The organism is Ferroplasma acidarmanus Fer1 (assembly GCF_000152265.2).
GTDB lineage: Archaea > Thermoplasmatota > Thermoplasmata > Thermoplasmatales > Thermoplasmataceae > Ferroplasma > Ferroplasma acidiphilum.
Genome location: NC_021592.1, coordinates 1473591 through 1495450, shown reverse-complemented (window position 1 = coordinate 1495450; position 21860 = coordinate 1473591). Strand labels below are relative to the sequence as shown.

At 37.9% G+C, this 21860-nt stretch carries 20 protein-coding genes; 6 read left to right on the top strand and 14 right to left on the bottom strand.

What is annotated here, in order from left to right; translation table 11 throughout:
* Positions 1-17 precede the first annotated feature (17 nt).
* Genes FACI_RS07655 through FACI_RS07640 form a run of 4 tightly spaced genes read right to left on the bottom strand, consistent with a single transcriptional unit; the run spans position 18 to position 4846 of the window.
* Positions 18-1004, bottom strand: a complete 987-nt coding sequence (locus FACI_RS07655; RefSeq protein WP_009887573.1) for an acyl-CoA dehydrogenase family protein — start codon at positions 1002-1004, stop codon at positions 18-20.
* Positions 1005-1006: 2 nt separating this feature from the next.
* Positions 1007-2086 carry an acyl-CoA dehydrogenase family protein gene (locus FACI_RS07650; RefSeq protein ID WP_009887572.1) on the bottom strand — a complete coding sequence of 360 codons (1080 nt, stop codon included), beginning with the start codon at positions 2084-2086 and terminating at the stop codon, positions 1007-1009.
* The gene (locus FACI_RS07645) at positions 2087-3262 is read right to left on the bottom strand and encodes an acetyl-CoA C-acetyltransferase (RefSeq protein WP_009887571.1); all 1176 of its coding nucleotides are present in this window, start codon (positions 3260-3262) and stop codon (positions 2087-2089) included.
* 6 nt (positions 3263-3268) lie between these two features.
* A complete protein-coding gene (locus tag FACI_RS07640; RefSeq protein ID WP_009887570.1) occupies positions 3269-4846 on the bottom strand; it encodes a long-chain-fatty-acid--CoA ligase in 1578 nt (525 codons plus the stop codon).
* A gap of 210 nt (positions 4847-5056) precedes the next feature.
* On the opposite strand from FACI_RS07640, the gene FACI_RS07635 reads away from it, so the two are divergent.
* Together FACI_RS07635 and FACI_RS07630 are read left to right on the top strand one after the other, a co-directional pair.
* Positions 5057-6985 carry a 3-hydroxyacyl-CoA dehydrogenase/enoyl-CoA hydratase family protein gene (locus tag FACI_RS07635; RefSeq protein ID WP_009887569.1) on the top strand — a complete coding sequence of 643 codons (1929 nt, stop codon included), beginning with the start codon at positions 5057-5059 and terminating at the stop codon, positions 6983-6985.
* Between the two features lie 39 nt (positions 6986-7024).
* Positions 7025-7801, top strand: a complete 777-nt coding sequence (locus FACI_RS07630; RefSeq protein WP_009887568.1) for a hypothetical protein — start codon at positions 7025-7027, stop codon at positions 7799-7801.
* Here the strand turns inward: FACI_RS07630 and FACI_RS07625 are convergent.
* The 8 genes from FACI_RS07625 to FACI_RS07595 all read right to left on the bottom strand — a co-directional run bounded on the left by FACI_RS07625 (position 7769) and on the right by FACI_RS07595 (position 14553).
* Positions 7769-8836 carry a M20/M25/M40 family metallo-hydrolase gene (locus FACI_RS07625; RefSeq protein WP_009887567.1) on the bottom strand — a complete coding sequence of 356 codons (1068 nt, stop codon included), beginning with the start codon at positions 8834-8836 and terminating at the stop codon, positions 7769-7771. The two genes, FACI_RS07630 and FACI_RS07625, sit on opposite strands and share 33 nt — an antisense overlap.
* Positions 8833-9681, bottom strand: coding sequence for a RimK family alpha-L-glutamate ligase (locus FACI_RS07620; RefSeq protein ID WP_009887566.1), 849 nt, complete (start codon positions 9679-9681; stop codon positions 8833-8835). The genes FACI_RS07625 and FACI_RS07620 overlap by 4 nt, the downstream gene beginning before the upstream one ends.
* Positions 9678-10859: an aspartate aminotransferase family protein gene (locus FACI_RS07615; RefSeq protein WP_009887565.1), complete on the bottom strand. Its 1182-nt coding sequence runs from the start codon at positions 10857-10859 to the stop codon at positions 9678-9680. Before FACI_RS07615 ends, FACI_RS07620 begins: the two co-directional genes overlap by 4 nt.
* Positions 10849-11613 carry a [LysW]-aminoadipate/[LysW]-glutamate kinase gene (locus FACI_RS07610; RefSeq protein WP_009887564.1) on the bottom strand — a complete coding sequence of 255 codons (765 nt, stop codon included), beginning with the start codon at positions 11611-11613 and terminating at the stop codon, positions 10849-10851. The genes FACI_RS07615 and FACI_RS07610 overlap by 11 nt, the downstream gene beginning before the upstream one ends.
* Before the next feature lie 3 nt (positions 11614-11616).
* Positions 11617-12660, bottom strand: coding sequence for an N-acetyl-gamma-glutamyl-phosphate reductase (gene argC, locus FACI_RS07605; protein ID WP_009887563.1), 1044 nt, complete (start codon positions 12658-12660; stop codon positions 11617-11619).
* 4 nt (positions 12661-12664) lie between these two features.
* Positions 12665-12838: an alpha-aminoadipate/glutamate carrier protein LysW gene (gene lysW/argW, locus FACI_RS10310; RefSeq protein ID WP_009887562.1), complete on the bottom strand. Its 174-nt coding sequence runs from the start codon at positions 12836-12838 to the stop codon at positions 12665-12667.
* A 530-nt stretch (positions 12839-13368) separates the two neighbouring features.
* Positions 13369-13725: a cupin domain-containing protein gene (locus tag FACI_RS07600; RefSeq protein ID WP_009887561.1), complete on the bottom strand. Its 357-nt coding sequence runs from the start codon at positions 13723-13725 to the stop codon at positions 13369-13371.
* Between the two features lie 42 nt (positions 13726-13767).
* Positions 13768-14553 carry an SDR family oxidoreductase gene (locus FACI_RS07595; RefSeq protein ID WP_009887560.1) on the bottom strand — a complete coding sequence of 262 codons (786 nt, stop codon included), beginning with the start codon at positions 14551-14553 and terminating at the stop codon, positions 13768-13770.
* 249 nt (positions 14554-14802) lie between these two features.
* On the opposite strand from FACI_RS07595, the gene FACI_RS09850 reads away from it, so the two are divergent.
* The 4 genes from FACI_RS09850 to FACI_RS07575 all read left to right on the top strand — a co-directional run bounded on the left by FACI_RS09850 (position 14803) and on the right by FACI_RS07575 (position 18180).
* The gene (locus tag FACI_RS09850) at positions 14803-15966 is read left to right on the top strand and encodes an IS110 family RNA-guided transposase (RefSeq protein WP_052317733.1); all 1164 of its coding nucleotides are present in this window, start codon (positions 14803-14805) and stop codon (positions 15964-15966) included.
* Between the two features lie 248 nt (positions 15967-16214).
* Positions 16215-17072 carry a ParA family protein gene (locus FACI_RS07585; RefSeq protein ID WP_009887557.1) on the top strand — a complete coding sequence of 286 codons (858 nt, stop codon included), beginning with the start codon at positions 16215-16217 and terminating at the stop codon, positions 17070-17072.
* Positions 17062-17424 carry a hypothetical protein gene (locus FACI_RS07580; protein ID WP_009887556.1) on the top strand — a complete coding sequence of 121 codons (363 nt, stop codon included), beginning with the start codon at positions 17062-17064 and terminating at the stop codon, positions 17422-17424. Before FACI_RS07585 ends, FACI_RS07580 begins: the two co-directional genes overlap by 11 nt.
* Before the next feature lie 180 nt (positions 17425-17604).
* On the top strand, positions 17605-18180 hold the full coding sequence (locus FACI_RS07575) for an isochorismatase family protein (protein ID WP_009887555.1): 576 nt from the start codon (positions 17605-17607) through the stop codon (positions 18178-18180).
* A gap of 40 nt (positions 18181-18220) precedes the next feature.
* Here the strand turns inward: FACI_RS07575 and FACI_RS07570 are convergent, their stop codons facing one another.
* Together FACI_RS07570 and FACI_RS07565 are read right to left on the bottom strand one after the other, a co-directional pair.
* Positions 18221-20572, bottom strand: a complete 2352-nt coding sequence (locus FACI_RS07570) for a plasma-membrane proton-efflux P-type ATPase (protein WP_009887554.1) — start codon at positions 20570-20572, stop codon at positions 18221-18223.
* A gap of 73 nt (positions 20573-20645) precedes the next feature.
* The gene (locus tag FACI_RS07565) at positions 20646-21854 is read right to left on the bottom strand and encodes an MFS transporter (RefSeq protein ID WP_009887553.1); all 1209 of its coding nucleotides are present in this window, start codon (positions 21852-21854) and stop codon (positions 20646-20648) included.
* Between the last annotated feature and the right edge of the window lie 6 nt (positions 21855-21860).

Sequence of the window (21860 nt, the reverse complement as noted above, 5' to 3'; positions counted from 1 at the left end):
GAAAAAATATAATATATTTAAACAAAATTTATTTTTTCAGAATACACGTGTTCGGCAAGTTTTTTCAATTCCTGATTTCCATAAAATATAGATTTCATTACTATTGAATCCCTGTAAAACTTCTCAACGCCAAAATCCTGGAAATATCCATACCCACCATGTGTGTTGACAGAATATCTTGCAATTTCAACCATGGATTCCATGGCCAGATTAAATGCATAATATGGGTCTACACCACCATAAAGGGCACTTCTTAAAACAGATTCTATGGATCTGAATCTCGACAGCCTGAATGAAATAGGTTCAAAATCCTTAAGATAGTTGCCGAAGGCTTTTCTCACAGATGTGTAATCAATGGCTTTTTGAAGTGCCCCGGATATCATTCCAAGTGCAATTGCAGACAATGGGCCATATGATTCCTCTATAATTTTATCCTTCCTGCTTTTCTGATCAAGAATGGTTATGCTATTATCCAGTGTTACATCCCCGAATTTCATTCCTCGGAATCCCATGAAATCCCGAGCGGCTGATTTAAACTTGCCTGAAACCATTGATGTTTTTCCATTGAATAATATAATATTCTCAGCATCTGTACCGAGAATACTTTTTAATGTTCCAGAAAGTTTCCCTGAATTTTCCTTCAGATCACTTCCATTACCTATAACATCAACAGCAACATCCAGCTTTCCGGATGCTGCATCTGTTAGTGTGGATTCAGCAGATGTACCTTTTACAGAGGGATAATACAGTGAATTTAAAATGAAAATTTTCATTGCTACTGAAGGTGAATATTTAGATATTTCTTCAAGTATAATTTCATATGACGTATTATCCAGTTCAGAACCGGAATACTTTGCTGGAATTGTAGCTCCAAGAAAACCCTGGGAAGCCAGAAGTTCTGTTGTTGCTTTGCTAATTCCTTCGTTTTCGATCTTCTTTTCATCGAGATTTTTTTCACAGAATTCTGCTACGGTTTCCTTTAGAATATTATTTTCCTCTTTCATCTTTATTCACCTTTTAATATATACCTTGCAATTACCAGTTTTTCTATTTCACTTGTCCCTTCCCAGATCTCCATTATTTTGGCATTTCTGAATATTCTCTGGACATCTTCATATGCAGAGTGGTCGCCAAGTATTTCCATGGCAGATTCTGCAGCATATACTGCCGTTTCACTTCCATAAGCCTTTGCCATGCTGGTCAATTCCGGTTTTGGCTTGAATTCAAACAGGTATGTAGCGGCATTGTATGTCATTTGCCTTGTGGCTTCTATCCTTGTGCCCACATCGGAAAGCCTGAACATTGATTCCTCGTCCTTTATGTTATTCTCCTTTATGTAAGACTTAATTTTATCAAATGCACCTCTTGCTATTCCCAGTGACTGTGCTGCCACGTAAATTCTGCTTATATTGAAAAACATCATAATATAATAGAAACCCTTTCCTTCCTCGCCTATAAGGTCGTCCTCACTCAGTTCAATATTGTTAAATTGCAACTCAGCGGTATTTGTAGCCCTGACTCCCAGTTTGTCAACAAGTTTGTTTGCCTTGAAACCTTTCAATTTTGTATTCACAAGAAATGTACTCAAACCATGGTGGGGGTTTGAATCTTCAGAAGTTCTTGCCAATACTACCAGGTAATCAGCTATTGAACCATTTGTAATGAACATCTTTGAACCATTCAATATATACTTATTGCCCTGTTTCTTTGCTGTGGTTTTCAATCCAGCCACATCACTTCCGCCCGATGGTTCTGTGACACCAAGACCAAGTATATACTTTCCTTTGTAAACATCTTCAAGTATGGCTTTCTGCGCATCGTTCCCGAATAGCATTATAACTTCGCTGCCGAAATATGGTGTGGTAAGAGCTATCCCAAGCCCGGCATCAACCCTGCAGAGCTCCTCAATTCCTATCATTACCTTTGCGGGGTTCTGCATATCAACTATTCCAAGTGAAAGTGATTTCTTTCTGAGCTCATCAGGGTATGCTTCCTTTCTATCATAATCTGCTGCCACGTCCTCTGTAAATTCTTTCAGGGCAAATTCCCTGATTTTGTTTCTGTATTCATCATATTCTTCAAACATTTAAACACGCTCCAATAGCATTGAATAGCCCTGCCCACCGCCAACACATAATGTAGCGATTCCGAGGTCTCCTTTTTTGTCCTCAAGTGTCCTCGCCAGTGTACCGGCTATCCTGGCACCTGTTGCTCCCAATGGATGGCCTATAGATAAACCACCACCATGAATATTCACACGGTTAAGGTCAAGGTTGAATGCATGTACTGCGTTTAAAACAACAACAGCAAATGCCTCGTTAATTTCCCAGTAATCTATATCTTCCGGTTTCAGGTTATTCCTTTCCAGTACCTTCTTTGTAGCAGGTACCGGGCCTTCGCCCATTATTGTGGGATCAACACCCGCTGCTGCAAAGTCTACTATCCTCGCCATGGGTTTTAGCCCGTATTCCTTTAACTTTTTCCCTGACATTAACATGACCATGGATGCGCCGTCATTCAGGGAAGAAGAATTCGCTGCCGTTATTATTCCATCTTCTGAATATGCTGGCTTCAGTGATTTAATCTGTTCCAGTGTAGTATCCTTTCTAATTCCCAGATCTGAAGTTATTGTATTTCCATTTACGGTAACAGGCATTATTTCGCCTTTCATGAAACCATCTTCATAAGCCTTTGCTGCCCTTTTGTGTGAATTGTATGAGTATTCATCCATTTCATCCCTGGAAATATTCCTTAGCTTGGCAAGTTTTTCTGCGGTCAATCCCATATTATATGATACGTTCATATTGAATTTTGAATATTTAGGGTTGGCCATCAGCTCCATATTTGGCTTTATAAACTGGTTATCTACGCCCAGTGGCACATGTGTCATATGCTCCATTCCACCTGAAATTATTATGCCTGCTTTGCCTGCCATAATTTCCAGAGCCCCTATGCCTGTAGCGTTAAGTGAAGATGAGCATGCCCTGTCAAGGGACATTGCAGGAACTGAGACCGGCAGATCTGCAAGAAGTACAGGGTGCCTGCCACCATATGTCCAGTTTTCTCCTGCCTGGAAAGCACATCCGGTAATAACATCCTCGATCTCAGCCGGGTTTATCTTAGTTTCACTGACAGAATGCCTGATCAATTCAGACAGCATCTTATCCATTCTCAAATCATTATAAACATCTTTTTCAGGGTCCCTGGGACGTGCCCTGGAAAAGGGTATTCTTCTATAATCAACTATGTATACATCTTCCATTATCTCTCACTCCAATTTTTTTCTAAGTACAACCTTATTTATTTTTCCTGTTCCTGTCTTTTCAAAGTCATCCACAAATATATAGTCATCCGGAAGCCAGAACTTGGCTATTCTCCCCGTGTCCACGAATTGCTGCATGTGTTCTTTTATGGCTTCTACGGTTGCTGTTCCTTTTATAAAAGCCACTGGCCTTTCGCCCCACTTTTCATCGGATTTTTTGGTTACGGCAACCTCTCCTACTCCGGGAACGGTGCTTATGAGGTCCTCAAGAACCATTGACGGGATAAATTCACCACCGGATTTTACAGCATCGCTTTCCCTATCAACAATTTTTATATATCCGTATTTATCCATTGTTGCCAGGTCGCCTGTATGCAGCCATCCGTCGATCCATAGCTTTGCAGTTTTCTCCGGGTCTTTCAGGTAACCTGCTGTCAACCATGGTGCCTGTACTATTATTTCTCCTATTTCCGTATCGTCTTTTGCTACATCTTTTCCCTGGTAAACAACACGCAGGTTGACCATAGGAACAGGTACACCGGTTTTTCTGCGGTATTTTTCCTTTATTTCCTCGCTTAATGGCAGTATATCATTGGTATAACTGGCCAGTGTGAGGATAGGGCAGGTTTCAGACATCCCATATCCTGTTACAAGGGACATGCCTATAGACTCGGCAGATCTGGCTAAGCCTTCATTCAGTGCTGCGCCACCGATAACTGATTTTAGCTTTAGTTTGCCGAGCACTTCCGGCCCCCTCTTTGCCTGCAGGAGCAGATACAGTATCGATGGAACCATTGCGGAATTGGTAACATGCTCCTTTTCCATTGTTTCCACTATCCTGTCCCATTCGTATTTTCCGGGAAGCACATATTTCAATCCTTTCATTATGGCGAAGTATGGCATGCCCCATGCATGTACATGGAACATTGGAACAAGGGGAAGAAGAATAGATGTTTTATTAAGCAATATTGGATCATCTGATAGGCCTTCTGCAGTAGCCATGCTGTGAAGCACAAGCTGCCTGTGGTTGTAATACACTCCCTTCGGCAGCCCGGTGGTTCCTGATGTATAAAATAGTGTAGCCATGTCATTCTCATCCGGAGGTGTGATATTATAATCTGTGTCTTTTAAAAGGTCATCGGCATAATATACATTGTCGAGCTGATAATTTTCATGCCCGTGCTCGGAGTAAACAATAAAACCCTTTATGAATTCAAACATATTTTTAAATTGCATTAACAGTGGCATAAAATCTGAATTAACTACAATATAGGTATCCTCTGAATTTTTTATGGTATAATACAGTATTTCTGGAGGATATCTGATGTTTACCATATGTATCACTGCGCCAATCATTGGAATAGAGTAATAGCAATACATGTAATTTATAGTGTCGTAATCAATTACTGCTATCCTATCACCGGGTTTAACGCCTATCTTTACAAGATTGGCTGCAAAATTTTTGACGTTTTTGTAAAATGAATTATATGTTAACTGCAAATTCTTATAGATAATTTTCTGGTCTCCATTTGCCCGAACTGCACTATCAAGAAGATTATTTATCGTTAACTTAAAATCAGCCATAGGTTATGATAATTTATTGTTTTATAAGCTTTATCATTACAACGTTAACATTGTCCTGCGTAGAAAAACCGGATATTTATAAATATTGAATTTTATTTAATAACCGGTTCCCGCTATGTTATTAAGTATTTTTTTAAGCTCATACATGGTGTTTTACAAAACATAATTTCTGAATGAAAAAGGATTTAAAGTTAAAAAATATATATCAGCATGATTAAACAGGTAGCGGTAATCGGCGCAGGTGTAATGGGTCATAGCATAGCTGAAGTCTTTGCATTAAATGGATATAAGGTGAATCTGGAAGATTTTTACCCGGAAGTTATAGAGAAGGCAAAAGTGGGGATTAATGGCAGTCTGGACAAACTCATTGCATCGGGGAAGATTAATGATGCAGCTAAAAAAGCAGCTCTGGACAATATCAAATTTTTTAATAATATTGGAGAAGCAGTAAAAAATGTAGATCTGTCAATAGAAGTTGTACCTGAAATTTATAATATTAAAGTCAAGGTGCTGAAGGAGATAGCAGAGAATACAGATAAAATAATTGCCTCCAACACATCAAATATTAGAATTACTGAAATGGGAGAAGAAATAAAAAATCCTGAAAGGCTTGTTGGAATGCATTTCTTTAATCCGCCGATACTCATGAAGCTTGTTGAGGTAATAAAGGGAGATAAAACTTCCATGGAATACGTTGAAGAGATATATGAACTGGCTGGAAAAATAGGGAAAAAGCCCATAAAAGTCCTTAAGGATGAAGCAGGATTTGTTGTCAACAGAATATCTGCCCCCGAGATGCTATTACTCTGCAATGCATATGGCAATAAAATAGACCGCCCTGAGGCAATTGACAAATACTTTAAATCCCAGGGGCTGCCCATGGGTCCCTACCAGCTGTTCGACTATGTAGGCCTGGATACAGTTGTTGATTCTCTCCAGTATTATGGAAAAGAGCTGTCTCCGGATTATGGAAAATGCCATGCCTTTGATAGTTTCATAGAGGCAAAGCATCTCGGGCTTAAAACAGGCAGTGGCATATACAAATGGGAAAATGGAAAAGCTATTATCCCGGATGCCAACGAAAGCGAAAAAATTAGCCTTATGGATATGTTTGCCCTGGAAATCAACGAAGCTACAAAGCTTATAGAAGACGGGGTTGCAGTACCTGACGATATAGAAATTGGAGTAAAATACGGGCTAAACAGGCCATTCGGGCCAATCACCGTGGCAAATGGATTGAGCAACGATGAGGTGCTTGAGACACTTAATAACCTTTACAAACAGTATAAAATAGAGGTTTTTAAGCCATCAAAAACTATAGAGTCCCATAAAATGAAGGAGTCTTTCAATAAAAAACCTGTTGAAGTGAAAAAGGAAGAAAAATCAGGGATTCTTGATTATAGCAAAGATGGCAAGGTTGGTGTGATCACAATTAAAAATGGGAAAAATAATTTAATGAGCTTTGAGCTCCTGAAGGCACTGGACAAACAACTTGATGCCATAGAAGAAGCCAATGATGTAAATGTGGTAGTAATAAAAGGAAATGAAAGGGCGTTCTCTGCAGGAGCAGACCTGTCACAGTTTATAAGCAATCCATATATGTTTATGAAAATATCAAATACAGGGGAAAGCATATTCGACAGAATTACCAGGATGAATAAGATTTTCATTGCACAGCTGCGTGGATATGTCCTTGGAGGTGGCTTTGAACTGTCACTTGCATGCGACATAAGAACGTCTTTGCCGGATTCGGTAATAGGATTCCCCGAGACATCCCTTGGACTTATACCTGGATACGGAGGAAGCCAGAGGCTGCCAAACCTTATAGGAATTTCCAGGGCAATGGACATGATATTGACCTGCGAGAGGATTAGCGGTGAAAAGGCATATGAATACGGAATAATTACAAGACTATTTAAAGAAGAGCTGGAAGAAAATACAATGAAACTTGCTAAAGACCTTTCAGAGAAGATATCGCCTGCATCCGTTTATGTAGCCAAGCGCCTTATATATAATACAGCAACAATTAATCTTGATGAAGAAGCACTTTCAATGGGCATGCTATATGCAGGAAACGACATGAAAGAGGGCGTTAAGGCATTCCTTGAGAAAAGAAAACCGGATTACAAAGGGAATTAATAACCATAATAATAAATATTTATTTTTTGATATAGATTGATGCTTTTTGCTCCAGATAAAAACAACAGTAAAAATTCACCGATTTTCAAAAAATCTATTATAGGAACAATGAAACATAATTCATCAAATTTTCTTGTTTTTATTGCGGGCATCAGAGGCCATATAATGCCTTTACATTTCTACAGGGGCATGGCAAGGTCAATTAAAAATATTTCTGGAGATAGCCCAATATCCTATACGGATTCATGCATTAACTGGCTTCAAGCCCTTGCGGTATATAAATATTCTTCATTAATTTACTGGAAAAAACATAAAAATGCCAGGGAAGCTAGAATTTTCACAGGCATATTCTCGAAGGAGAGGAAGAGGTACAGGATTCTTTCTGATTTTTTATTTATTTCCATTGTAAACGCATTTCCACTGGCTGCAAGTTTGGCTTTTGAATATTACAATGAATTCTCGCCGGATAAAAAATTCGAAATTGAAATACAACAGTATATAGGAAAATCTGGAATTGATAATGATTCATGCAAACGGTTTTTCCTGGAAATTATTAATTCTGCAGAACCTTCATCGAAGTGGCATCGCCATGTGCTTTCACTATCTTCAGAGTTATATGGTGAAAACAATGCCTATAAGGATGTATTCACTGCTTATATTGTTTATATCCTGTATAAATTAAATAACTTCAATATATCCAGCACATTAAAATGCACATATAAAAAATCTCCGGTGGAAGTGGCAATGGAATTATATAAAAACAGGGAAGCAATAGATAGTTATCTAAGCCTGATCCAGCTGCATGGAGACCAGTGAATCTGATATAACATCTATGGATTTGTACAGATCCCTGATATCTATTACTTCATTCTGTGTATGTGATAGCTGTGTATCTCCAGGGCCATAGGTAATTGCGGGGATTTTCCACACATGCCCCAGATTATTCATATCACCTGAACCACTTTTAAAAATGAGGCGGGGGGCCATTCCATTCCTGGATATTCCTGATTTAAATGACTTTACGAGGGAGCTTTTCATGTCAGATATATAGGGATACGTCCTGCTCTCTATAGTATATGAATAATTTTTAACTAGCAACTCTTCCATATAGGACTTCAGTTCACCTGTAAGCTCATCTTCTGAAACTGATTTGGGATATCTTATGTCTATATACATGGATGCATGTTCAGGTGTCATATTATCATATTCACCGCCGTTGAATCTGGTTATGCCTGCACTAACAGAGTTAAAATCTTTATTGTTGCCATACTGTTCCCTGATTTTTACCCACAATCCCATTAACAGGTCTATTGCATTTGACTCCATCCAGGATGAACTGGCATGGTGGGTTGCAGTTTTTACGTCTACCTTCATTAATAATCTTCCCTTGTAACCCGCAGTGATATTCATTGATCCACCGGGCTCACCGAAAATTGCATAATCGTACCCGTGGTAGTTTTCCATAATATTATTTATTCCCTTGCTGTCACTTTCCTCGCCCGAAGCAGCTGATACAAGCAGTTTCCCTTTAAAGCCGTTGTCCATGGCTTTTCTGGCCCCAAGGATTAATGCCAGCAGGGATGATTTTGCATCCACTGCGCCCCTGCCATACACCATGTTTCCATCTGATTTTACTTCAAGAATTCCCGGCACAGTATCTTCATGGCCACAGAGGAATACTGCAGGGCTGCCTTTCCCATTTACCGATATGACATTTAGCTGGTCATCTATTACCGGCTCCTCAAAATCCAGATTTACCATATATTCCCTAAGAAGCTTTGCTATCTCTCCTTCCTTTCCACTGGGGGAATATATGTTGAGCATTTCTATGAGCATATCCTTTGCATTCATTTCCTTGCCTCTGAAATAAGGTAATCAGCGATATAATCCGGTATATTGATGCCGGTAACCGGTACAGTATTTTTAAATTCAGTATTTCCATTTACCTCATTCACGAAATAGCCATCCTTTGATTCCAGTATATCCATGCCATAGATTCCAGGGCCAAGTGCAGCCGAAACTTTCTGTGCTATTTCTTCCACTTCGCCGGTAATTTTAAGTGGTTCAGCACGGCCCCCAAGTGCAGTATTGGTTCTCCAGTCTTCTCCGGATTTATACCTGTATATGCCTGCAATTACCTGGTCATTTACAATGAATACCCTGAGATCACGCCCGAAATCATTTACATATTCCTGGGTGTAGTTTATCTGGTATAAGGGATACATGTAATCCTTATATTCCGATACATCCATCGCTGCGTAATAATCATTAAGCAGTGAAATCATCCTGCCCCAGCTTCCGGTAACCGGCTTGGTTACAGCTCTGCCATTAAAATCTTCTTTAAACGATTTCAGAAATCTTTCATTTGAAAAGGATACAAATGTTTTTGGAATCCTGATGCGCTTCTGTGAAAGCAGAAGTGAGGTAAACATCTTATTTCCTGTGACAATCGTTGAATTGAAATCGTTGATAATACGGTTCCCGGTAAATTCAACATATGCTGTTGAATGGAGGTTTCTGTAATATCCAGTGCTTCTCTGCAGTGAAATATCGCCGAAGTCGTAGTTTGGATCCTGTAGGTCAAGGTTCATTTCTTTTACGTTATACAGCTGTACTTCCACATTTTTATCCTGGAGAGCTTTCAATATTGCCCTTTCCTCCCAGCGCATTATATCGAATAGCATAGAAATTTTCATGGCGCTACCTCTTTATTATAGGATTTTATCCCTTCAGACATGATTTTTGCAGCTTCGGTTATCTCCGCATCAGATATCACATATGGCGGCAGCATTCTCAATATATTGATTCCTGAATATAGTGGAAGAACTCCCCTGTTTATGATATCCATAAATACTGGCAAAAATTTTACCCTTAACTCTATAGCATCCATGAGCCCTAAACCCCTTATTTCTTTTACAATCCTCGAGTCTGCCAGGTATTCTTTCAGGGTATTCCTGAATAGTTCCCCTTTCACTGCAACTTCATTTATTAAATCATCTGTAAGCTGTTCTATGACTGCACTTCCGGAAGCCATGGCTATGGGATTTCCTCCGGTTGTTGAAGACTGTTCTCCCTTTGCAAGGTTATCCATAAATTCCGGTTTTCCCGCTGTAACTGATAATGGAATTCCACCCCCGATGCCCTTGCCTATTGTTATAATGTCCGGTTTAATGCCAAAATGTTCATGTGCCCACATTTTCCCGGTCCTGCCAAGCCCGGACTGTATTTCATCTGCAACAAGTATTATGCCCTTTTCCTCTGTAATTTGCCTCAGTTCCCTTACATAATCCCTGTCAGGTATGTTTATTCCACCTTCGCCCTGGACAGGTTCAAAAAATACTGCTGATATATCATTATCTTTTCTGATTTTGTCCAGGTCTTCCATATTGTTGTACCTTATAAACTCAACATTCTTTATCAGCAAATCTCCGAAGGATTGCCTGTATTTTTCAGAATAGGTGATCGACAATGCGCCGGCAGTTTTTCCATGGTAAGAATTTGTCATGGCTATAATTTTATGATTTTTAGAGGATTTAATTACCACTTTTATTGCAGCTTCTATGGCCTCCGCACCTGTGTTTCCAAGGTAAAATTTATCCAGCCCGGCAGGAACTATCCCGGTAAGGTTTTTGATGAATTCCTCCCTTGCTGCAGTGTATTCAGATGCATGTGCAATGGGTATTGTATCGAATTGCCTGCATACCGCTTCCTTTATTTTTTTATTTCCGTATCCGAGTATGGCTACTCCGTATCCACCCATCATGTCAATATATCTTTTTCCATTTATGTCATGCAGTATAGCCCCGTTTCCATTAAGGACGTTTACCGGGAGCCTCTGATACGTATTTGCTATGTGTTCGTTCTCATAATTCATTATAAATCACCGTTCCGGTCGATATTCCATTGAAGGGGTTTGAAATAGTGACCTGTCTAACCCCCATTTCAAGGGCTTCAATTGAAGCCATTAGCTTTTTATCCATGCCTGTTCCAATCTCATTCAAAATACTTTTAATATATGCAACGTCTGCTTTTTCTATAACACGGTCCTTATAGTAAAGCCCGCTAACATTTGTAAGAAACACCAGGGAATCTGATCCCATGGATCCTGCAACATATGCTGCGGCCCTATCAGCATCAACATTCAAATAGTTTCCATTCCCGTATGCCACAGGAGAAATTACAGGGATATACCCTTCATCTATTACAGCCCGTATGGGAATAGAGTCGGCACTTTCTACCCTGCCTGTATAACCGCCATCGATTATCATTTTTCTGTTCTTTTCATTCATTATTATCAGTTTTTCCTTTCTCCTTGCGTTTATTATTCCATTTAGCGTTACAGCTTTTATCCCGTGTTCCTTTAAATTCAATACCAGTTTCTGGTTAATTAGATTCATCACCATTGTGAAAATTTCCAGTGTGTTTTTATCAGTATACCTGCTTCTTATTCCCTCCGGGGATGTAACAAATTTTTTAGTGTAGTTAAAGCTATCAGCATGGGTATCCAGATAATTGCCACCGCCATGAACTATTGCAAGGGGGCAATCAAACTGCTGTATTATGGAGTACAGATTGTCATTTTCCAGAAAATTATCCAGTACGCTTCCACCTATTTTCAAAACTTTCATATTTTACACCGGAAAAAGGGATGGCATCATAAGGCCCTCATACTCATTAAATCCATTCATTATATTCATAGACTGGACTGCATTGCCTGCAGCTCCTTTAATCAGGTTGTCAATAGCACCAAATGATACTACCCTCTTCACATATTTATCAATGGCAAATCCAATATCCGCGAAATTTGAGCCTATAACGGTTTTCGGGTCCGGGTACTTGTAATTGCTTTTCCTGTCCATTATTAGCCTTATAAATTTCTCATTGCCATAGAACTTCCTGAGCAGTGACCACAAAGTTATTTCATCGCCTTCACTGTAGATGCTGGATGTGGTAAGTATGCCCCTCACCATATTTACAGAGTGTGCGGAAAGTGCTATTTTTACCTTTTTCCCGGAAGCGTATTCCAGCTCCTGCTCAATCTCAGGTGTATGCCTGTGATTAACCGGTTTATATGCCCTGATGGAATCAAACCTCTCTGAGAATACCTTTGATTCGTCCAGCCCGGATCCTGATCCGGAGGAACCAACCTTTGCATCCACATTTATTATATCACTGGAAAGCTCCAGGGAAAGAAATGGGGCTATGCTGTATATTGATGAGGAAGCTATGCATCCTGGCGTTGCTATATAAGTAGCATTTTTTATCTGTTCCCTGTGAAGTTCAGGCATGCCATATACAAATTTCTTTATGAGGTCAGGATATCCGTGTTCGTACCCATACCATGGCTTGTACAGTTCAGGATTTTTAAGCCTGAAATCTGCACTCATGTCTATAATTTTCACACCGGTTTCAACCAGGCCAGGCACATATTTAATTGAAGTCCCGTGTGGGAGTGCTAGGAATATTAAATCAACTTTCCCTGCCATATCCAGCGGTGTGATATCTTCAAATTTTAAATCCGTAAGTCCGTAAAGGTCCGGATGTATTCTCGAAACTTTTTCTCCACTATGCCTGGTGGATGATACCGATGTAATCTCGATTTCAGGATGCCTGACAAGCAGGCGCATGAGTTCACCACCCACATATCCTGAGGCCCCGACAATGCCTACTTTCATCACTTTATTCTCCCCAGTCTTCACCTACATTTTCAGCGGGTTTTATTTCCACTCCATCTGCTTTGATAGAGGCTATTTCGTAACTCATGCCACATGAGCCACACTCTATAAGTTCTCCTGCCATTGAGTCGTCCGGTACGTTAATTTTCTCTCCGCATATTTTACACTTTGTTTCCATTTTTTACACCTTTTTAATGTTTTACTAGTAAATATCAATAAACAATTATTAATAAATATTTGTATATGATATTACTATTTTTAACATTTAAAGTTCATTTCTAAACTTAAATGTCCTTATAACATAATTATATCATCCTATTTAAAATATACGAATACTGTATTTTTAGTATGAAATTCGTAATAATATTTTACACGCGAGATGAAAAGGTTATTTTGTCAAATATCGGTTATATAATTCTGGACGTGTAATTTATAACTATATTACTGGCACGATGTAATTGATATGAAAGCAAAACAGTCTTGATACCTTTTGATTCTTTAGCCTCCTTTTTACTATTCTGCAACCTGGAAACGTTAATTTTTAATGACGCACTTCCCAAAACCTGGACAGTATAACTGTGCAATTAATAATAATGAAAAAAACTAATCTGACAGCTCCAAATATATTAGGATGTTAAAAATAGTTTAAATAAATTAATAAATAGGGTTATAGAGGTACTAATTTTAGGATATCAGTGATTAACAGATTCATTTTCTCAGGTAGGAATCTGTTCCACTTATCCAGTCTTCCCTTCTGGGACTGAATATATCAATATCCAGGGTATCCTCAAGTGCAATTGCCTCGTGTTTTGTATTCGATGGTATAATCAGCACTTCACCTGCCCCAACATCCATTTCTTTTCCACCTATTTTAAAATGTAATTTTCCTTTCATTATCCAGGTAATCTGCTCATTTTCATGGCTATGCTCCGGCACTATGCTTCCTTTCCTTATATCAAGCTGTGCAACCATTACTTTATCGCCGTATACCATTTGCCGGTAGAAGGTTTCTGACAATTTTTCCTTTTTTACATTATCCCATCTGTATTTAACAATTTCTGCCATGATATGATAAAACATGGTCAGATATAAATATTATGAGATTGCCTAAATTGATTTTATTACTCCACCGTCAATGGGTATGTTTATACCGGTAATATAGGAAGACATGCCAGAACATAAAAATGCGACAAGATTCCCAACTTCTTCCGGTTTGCCAAACCTTCCAAGCGGTATTTCTTTCATCAGCTGGGATTCAACTTCTTCAACTGGCTTTCCACTGGAAACAGAATTCTTTTTTATTATGTTTTCCAGCCTCCGTGTGTAGAAATACCCCTGTGAGATTGAATTTACATTTATGTTGTATTTTCCCAGTTCTATAGAGAGTGTTTTTCCAAGAGCTACTACACCAGACCTCAGGGAATTTGAAATTGCAAAATTTTCAAGGGGGTTTTTCGTGGTCATGGATGTAATAAATATTATACGCCCGGAATTCGATTTTATCATATCAGTTGCACACATATCAACCATCCTTATTGTAGATTTAAAGATCATATCAATGTTATAATCCCAATCAGATTCATTAAGCTGCATGAATGGGTCAACCCGTGGGTCTCCATAGTTCATGACAAGGAAATCAATTTTACCGTACTGCTCATGTGCGGAATCCACAACCCGCATTAGATCGTCTTTTTTGGAAAGGTCTGCACACATTGCATTTACTGTGACACCTGTTTCCTTCCTGATTTCCTCTTTAAGGCTTTCTACGTTTTCTTTTGTTCGCGAAAATGTGGTTATATTGGCACCGTATTTTGCCAGCACGGAAATAACTCCTTTTCCTATCCCGGTACTGCCGGCACAAACTATTGCATTTTTGTTTTTAAGGTCATGCATAGAGAATAAAATAGTTTTATGCTTATAAATTTAACCATACATAACCTGTTTGCATGCTTTTTGCGTGATGGTAAGTATATCTTGTATAATGATTTTACCCATAACTCCATTATGGCAATGATCAGGGAATACTGAGTAGATCTTGTGGTTTAATCCACCTGGAATAGTATGTATTTCCCTTTTCATATTCAAGTATAAAAATAATGTATATTGTGCAAATGCACCGATAATAAGCAAGACTGTTGGAATATGGGAAGGAATAGTATGAACTGGTCTGGAGGTTATATGATATATGTTGGAATAGATATGGCCAAGAAGAAGTTTGATTACTGTATTATAGATAGTGAACTGAGTGTAATAAAAAGGGGAATACTGATAAACAACATTTATGGCTTCAGTGAATTTCTAAGAATAATAAAGAAATATAAAAATATAAAACTGGGAATAGAATCCACAGGTATATACCATGTTAACCTGTATACATATTTAATAAACAACAATTGCAATATAATTTTATTGAATCCTATGGAAACAAAGCTGTTGAAGAGTTCAAGGATAAGGAAGAATAAGACAGATAAAATAGATGCGGAAGCAATAGCAAAATATATTATAATACGTAAAAACAATATAATTACTATGGAGAAAGATACTGAAAATACTTACACAAATCTCAGGGAATACGTATACACATATGTAAGAATAAACAGGAAAATAGCAATGGCAAAGAACCAGTTAATCAGGGATTTAGATTTACTATACCCTGGATTAACTGAAATAGTAAATACGGATTCTAAATACTTTATTGAGATAATAAATAATATAGAAAAAATCATTGAAAATAATTATAAAATAAAATATATCAGTGAGAGTAAATACAGCGAGATAAGAAATATTTTAATAAACAGCAATACTAATAATAATGCAGTAAAATACGACATAGATATAAACATAGAAACATTAGAACTATTGAATAAGCAGTTAATGAAAACAAAAAGTATCATAGAAGATGAGTATAATAGTATAGATTCCAAAATAAAGACAATTCCTGGAATAGGGACTATAACAGGCTCTATAATATTATCATCAATAGGAGACATAAATAAATTTGATTCTGTTCTAAAGCTAAGGGCCTATTCAGGTATGGATCCAGTGGTTAAACAATCTGGAGATTATAATATTACATCAAAAATATCGAAAAGGGGAAACCCGTTAATAAGGTATGCACTGTATCTATCAACTATACCTGCAATAAAGTTTAATCCAGTAATTAAAAGATATTACACAAGGAAAAAGAATGATGGAATGAAAGGTAATAAGCTATTAATTGCCTGTTCCAATAAATTGTTGAATATCATATACTCCGTATTGAAGAATAATAAGGATTTTGAAGAGCCTTTGGATAATATAAATTAAAAAATCATTAAAAAGAATACGTAATTTTGAATATCATTAGCGTAAGCTATGGAAATTATGAATATTTATGTGTAAAAGTTAAATTAATATAGTATACTATTCCAAATATTGTGGAATGGAAATTCTGATCCAGTGTGTCCTGTTTAATAGGCAAAATAGTCTCATACCTGCCTGCTAGCGTATTGCCCCATAGTATGTACTGAATAATTTTCCGGTAATTTAAAATATAAAGGGATATTTGCTATGTAATGACCCATATAATCAGCATTATCAATTTGAAAGGGGGAGTTGGAAAAACCCAAACATCCATTGCTGTGTCTGAGTTTCTGGCCACCAATTATGCTAAAAAGGTATTAATTATTGATCTTGACCCGCAGACAAATGCAACAGTTTCATTAATGGATGAAAACCTATGGCTTGAACATGATAAAAAGGGAAATACCATATTCCAGCTTTTCAGCGATAAAGTATACAATACAGAATTATTTAACGTTGAGAGTTCCATAGTTAAAAACGTCTCTAACATAGGTTCTGGCATAAAAAACCTTGATCTCCTGCCTTCGAGCCTGAGATTGATAGATATTCAGGATAAATTGCCCCTTGTCTCGAATTCAGGATATTTTGTTAGGACGCCAATAACTATCCTGAAAGAAGCTGTATCAAGCATCATCAAAAACTATGACTATGTAATTATTGATTGCCCTCCAAATCTCGGGTTAATTACACTATCAGGCATTTTTATATCTGATTACTACCTGATACCTACAATTCCAGATATTTTATCCACATATGGGATACCACAGATACTTACAAGAATTAATGCCTTTAAGGAGGATGCTGGCATAAATATAAAGCCTCTCGGTATTTTGATCTCAATGTTCAGAGCCAATAACCGCCTCCATAAGTCTATAATAGATTCTTTAAAATACAGGGAACGGAGAGGAGATTACCCGAGAATTTTTGACACGTATATACCTCTAAGCATAAAAATTTCCGAGGCTGCTGAGTTCCAGTCCTCTGTTAAAACACTGGGGCAAAAGTATGGATATGACCTGTATAACAGTTATAACAGGCTTGTTGAGGAGGTAATAAAATATGTCGAATAAATCTAAGGCTGTTGCTTTGTCCGATATATTAAGGTATATGGCAGATAAAATCGAGGAAACCCCTGACATTGCTGAAAACCTGAAAATAGATGTTAAGTTAAAGCAGGACAAACCAGTGGCAATGAAAATAGACCTTTCCGGTTATGATACAGAAGAGAAACTCTATAACGCTCTTAAAAAGAAGAATATTAAAGAGTTAAAATCAATAATAAAGGAAAATAAGCTGGGCAAGGATTCTTCCACTTCTAAATTAACAACCAGAAGTGATTTAATAAAATTTATAATTAAACGGGTGAATGACAGGTATCATAAAGGTGATTCTTTCAGCAGATCTATGCCAGAAAAAGAATGAGTACCCCCGGGAGCTTAATTATCCCCGGCTAATTTTAGAAGAGGATTGAAGCGGCATATGGTTTATGCTAATGCCAGATTACAAAAAATTTTGTAATCCAGCCTGTTTCACCCTTTAAAAATTATTCTCCGGTAACTGGAATGTTCTAAAAATTAAAATATAAAGTAAAAATTTATGCCTATGGGATTAGAAATAGATAAGAAAAGCACAGCGCTTGTAGTAATTGACCTGCAAAAGGGAATAGCATCCATGGGGAGAAATTTAGTTCCATACGATGCAAACACGGTAATTAAAAATGCATCGGAACTTGCAGAATCATTTAGAAAGAATGACATGCCGGTATTCCTTGTACATGTGGTTCCTGATAAGAGAGCTATGCTAAACGTGCTGGCAGATGATTCAGCGTGGTCCGGGCCAGCCGAAATGCCACCTGATTTTTCTGATATAGTTCCAGAATTAGGGCCCCGGGATAATGATGTTGTAATATCCAAGAAACAGTGGGGTGCTTTTTATGGCACTGACCTTGAGTTGAGATTAAGAAGGGGCGGAATAAAAACAATTGTCCTTTGCGGAATTTCCACCACGCATGGAGTTGAGAGCACTGCCCGTTTTGCATATGAGATGGGATTTCAGCAGATATTCGCAGAAGATGCAATGACAGCAATGACAAAGGAGATGCATGAATCTACCATAAATAATGTGTTTAAAAAGATGGGGCGCGTAAGGAAAACTTCAGAAATTGTGGAATCGCTGTAAACTCTGGAAAGCAACATCAGAGTTATCATAAAAATAATTTTTATAATTTATAATGCCTGAATACTACATTTTTTATTGTATCCATAAACACCATCCATATGAACGTTAATCCTATGCTGATCAGGATAAATTTTAATGGAATTGCAGTTACCAGGATGCCATAATATGATATGAAAGATATAATTATTATATCGACAATGCTGGAAAGCAACAGAATTTTAGAAGGCATAGAATTGGAAAATCTTTTCCTTTCCCGTACCATGTAAACTGTGAACTGGCCGGAGAATACCAGCATATCAAATATAAAAGTATGAATCTGGCTGATTCTTAACCCTGCATAGAGCCCGATATAGAGGAATATAAAGCTTTCAACAACAAGGAATGCCGCAAGGATAACTGATGATGAGATTAATGAATTCACGTTCCACCTTTCAGGTTTTATAGAGTATCCAACATTATCTGTTGCAATTGCCATTGTTACAAAATCATTGGCAAAAATAAGGAGAATTACATCAAATGCTGTTGTAACAAAAAACCCTACCACAAAAAATGAAAGTGTAAGGAAGAAAACAATCTGGATTACCTTTATTATTTTGTTTAATGTGTAGGTAAGCATTCTCTGGTAAATTCTCCTGCCGGATTTTATCCCGTCCACTATATCTGTAAGTCCGGAATGGGTCAGAACAACACTGGCAGATGCCTTTGCCACATCTGTAGCTGATGCGACAGCCACACCGAATTCTGCCTGTTTCAATGCAGGGGAATCATTTACACCATCACCGGTCATGCCAACAATATGCCCGGATTTCTGTAAAGCCTTCACGATATAATATTTATCTTCAGGAAAAACCTCGGCAAAAACTGAACAATCTGATGCACCAGCATAGTTACCCTTTATATTTTCTGCATTGCATAATTTCTTTTCCAGCCCTATCTCGCCTGCAACTTCTTCTGCGATGAGGCTGTTGTCGCCTGTAATCATGACAGGGGATACACTGAGCTGCTTCAATTCAGTAATTAAATCCCTTGAATCCTTCCTTGGCGGATCGTATAGGGGTATAACCCCCAGAATTTCGAGTTTATCTGTTCCTGCAGCCACTGAAATAATTCTGAATCCCTGGGATGAGAAGTATTTTATATCATTTTCATATGTTTCCGGTACATTGCCTGTAAGCTCTGATATAACCTGTGGTGCACCCTTGACTATTTTAACAGATTTCCCCGCTTCGTTTATTATTGCTTCCGTACGCTTAATTGAAGGGTCGAATGGCGTAAACTTGCTTCTATTTGCATAGTCAATTTTTACAGATTTTAAATCGGCATAGTCCAGTATGGCATCATCTATTGGGTCCTCACTTTTTCTCTGCGATGCATATGATGCATATTTAATCAGGGACAATTCATCTCCTGTATAGACCTTTGGAGTTTTTATAGTCAATTTATTTTCTGTAATAGTACCTGTTTTATCCATGCATAATGTGTCCATGGAAGCCGCATCCTCTATAGCGGATAGCCTCGTGACTATTTCACCACGTTTTGACATATGAAGGGCGCCAAGGGACATTGCAATTGTGAATGTTGCCGGGAGAGCTACGGGTATTGATGCAATTAATATTACCAGTGCAAAGGGGATAACTTCGGTAATGTCCACGCCACGGTAGATAGAAAATAATATAAGTGCTATAACAAGAATAGTATCTATGGCTATCAGGTCTTTTATTATTTTCATAATAAGTTCTTCTATGTGTGACTTTGTCTTTGCTATTTCAACCAGTTCTGTTGTTTTTCCGAAATAGGTCTTGCTGCCTGTTTCTGTTACCAGACCATTGCATTCACCTCTTTTTACCACAGAGCTGGAATATATTGTATCTCCCTTTTTTCTTGTTACTGACAGTGATTCTCCAGTAAGGGCGGACTGGTCGATTTCCAGCTCATCGTCTATTATTTTAATATCTGCAGGAACCACATCACCCAATCTTAGATGGACAATATCCCCGGGCACGAGAAACTTTGTTTCTATAACATTCCACTTACCATCTCTCAGGACTCTGGCCTGGGCTGAAAGTTTTTTCTTTAATAGTTCTACTGCATTATCAGCCTTTGATTCCTGGGTAAAGGATATTACACCATTAAATATTAGCAGGAAAAGTATTATCAGAGAATCGTCATATTTTCCAAGTATAAATGTTATGATTATTGTAAGCTCCAGCATCCAGGAAATTGGTGTCCAGAATTTCTTTAAAAACTTTAGTATGGAACTCTCTTTCTTCTCCGAAACCTCATTATAACCATAGGTGTGAAGTCTTGAACTTGCTTCGTTGCCTGAAAGCCCTGCTTTTGAAGTATTTAGTTTCTTAAATAAATCTTCGAGTGAGTCGCTGGATTTTATCATTAAAATCCAGTAATAATATTGTTAATAGATTTAACTGTATTGAAAAATATAAAAATGTTCAAAATAATTTAATTCACAGGTCATTTTTCTTCCCGGAAATTGCATTGGGCGGCACCTTCTTAAGATTTGAAATAAATATGGTGGTATTAGAACCATATATCTTGAAGAGGGCAACGGCAGACAATATTACAGGTGCTATAAGTATAAGGAACGAATATTCGTATCCTATGAACTTAACAATATAACCGAATGCCAGCGGGATGACCATGAACAGGATATTATTATACGCCATGAAATAGGAGTTTGCAGCACTTCTCTGTTCTACACTGGTTCCTCTTGCAATCATAATAGTCGACATGGGAAATATTGAGCCATGTGGTATGCCCAGCAACATCATCAACAGCAGGAACGATGTAAATGTAGTAAGGAATGGAAACATTATCAGTGCAAAACCCGTAATCATTATAGAAAATAAAAGTGGAAGTTTTATGTGTTTTAACGGGTGTATTGTTAGCAGTATCCTTGTCAGGAATGAAATGGAGAAGAAATATATATAGGGGGAATAAGCAACTGCACCTGAAACGTGAAAGCGTGCTATAGCGTACAGTGTAAGGAAAATGCTAAGGGCTGCAAATGGTATGTTATAGGTCGTTATAGTTAGTAAGCTGGCCCTCAAACCATCATTTTTCATCACATTTGCCCTGGTTTCATTTTTTGTGTGCGGGAATTTTATCATGGTTGAGACTATAACTCCTGCAATAACTATTGGTATGAATAAAAGAAATACATCCCTGTAGCTCACAAATGTCAATATGTAATCTTCTATAGTCGGCCCGAGTATAAGGCTAAGGCTCAATCCCACTGAATATAAGGAGATAAGCCTCTCGCGCTCTTTCTGATCCTTTAACAGGGTTGAGGAGGTAATGAGATTCGGCATCATAATTCCGTACGCGAGCCCGGCAAGTGCTGATATTCCCCATATAGCTATGCCATTTGTGAAATAATATGCTATGAGCGAAAACAGTATTGCAAAGTTTGCCCCTATGAACAACTGCCTTCTGAGTCTAGCGTTGATACGCGGGTTAACGTAAAATGTCACTGTAAATGTAAACAGGTAGATAACTGCTGATATTATACCAACAAAGAAGCTGGAGAATCCAAGATCAATCTTCGCAAGTAATGGCACTGTTGTAATGATCATATTATTTGTTGCCCTCATGGAGAAGGTCATGATCATAAGCGTAATAGCCAGATAAATAAAACTAACGTTCTTTTTTTCCATATTAGT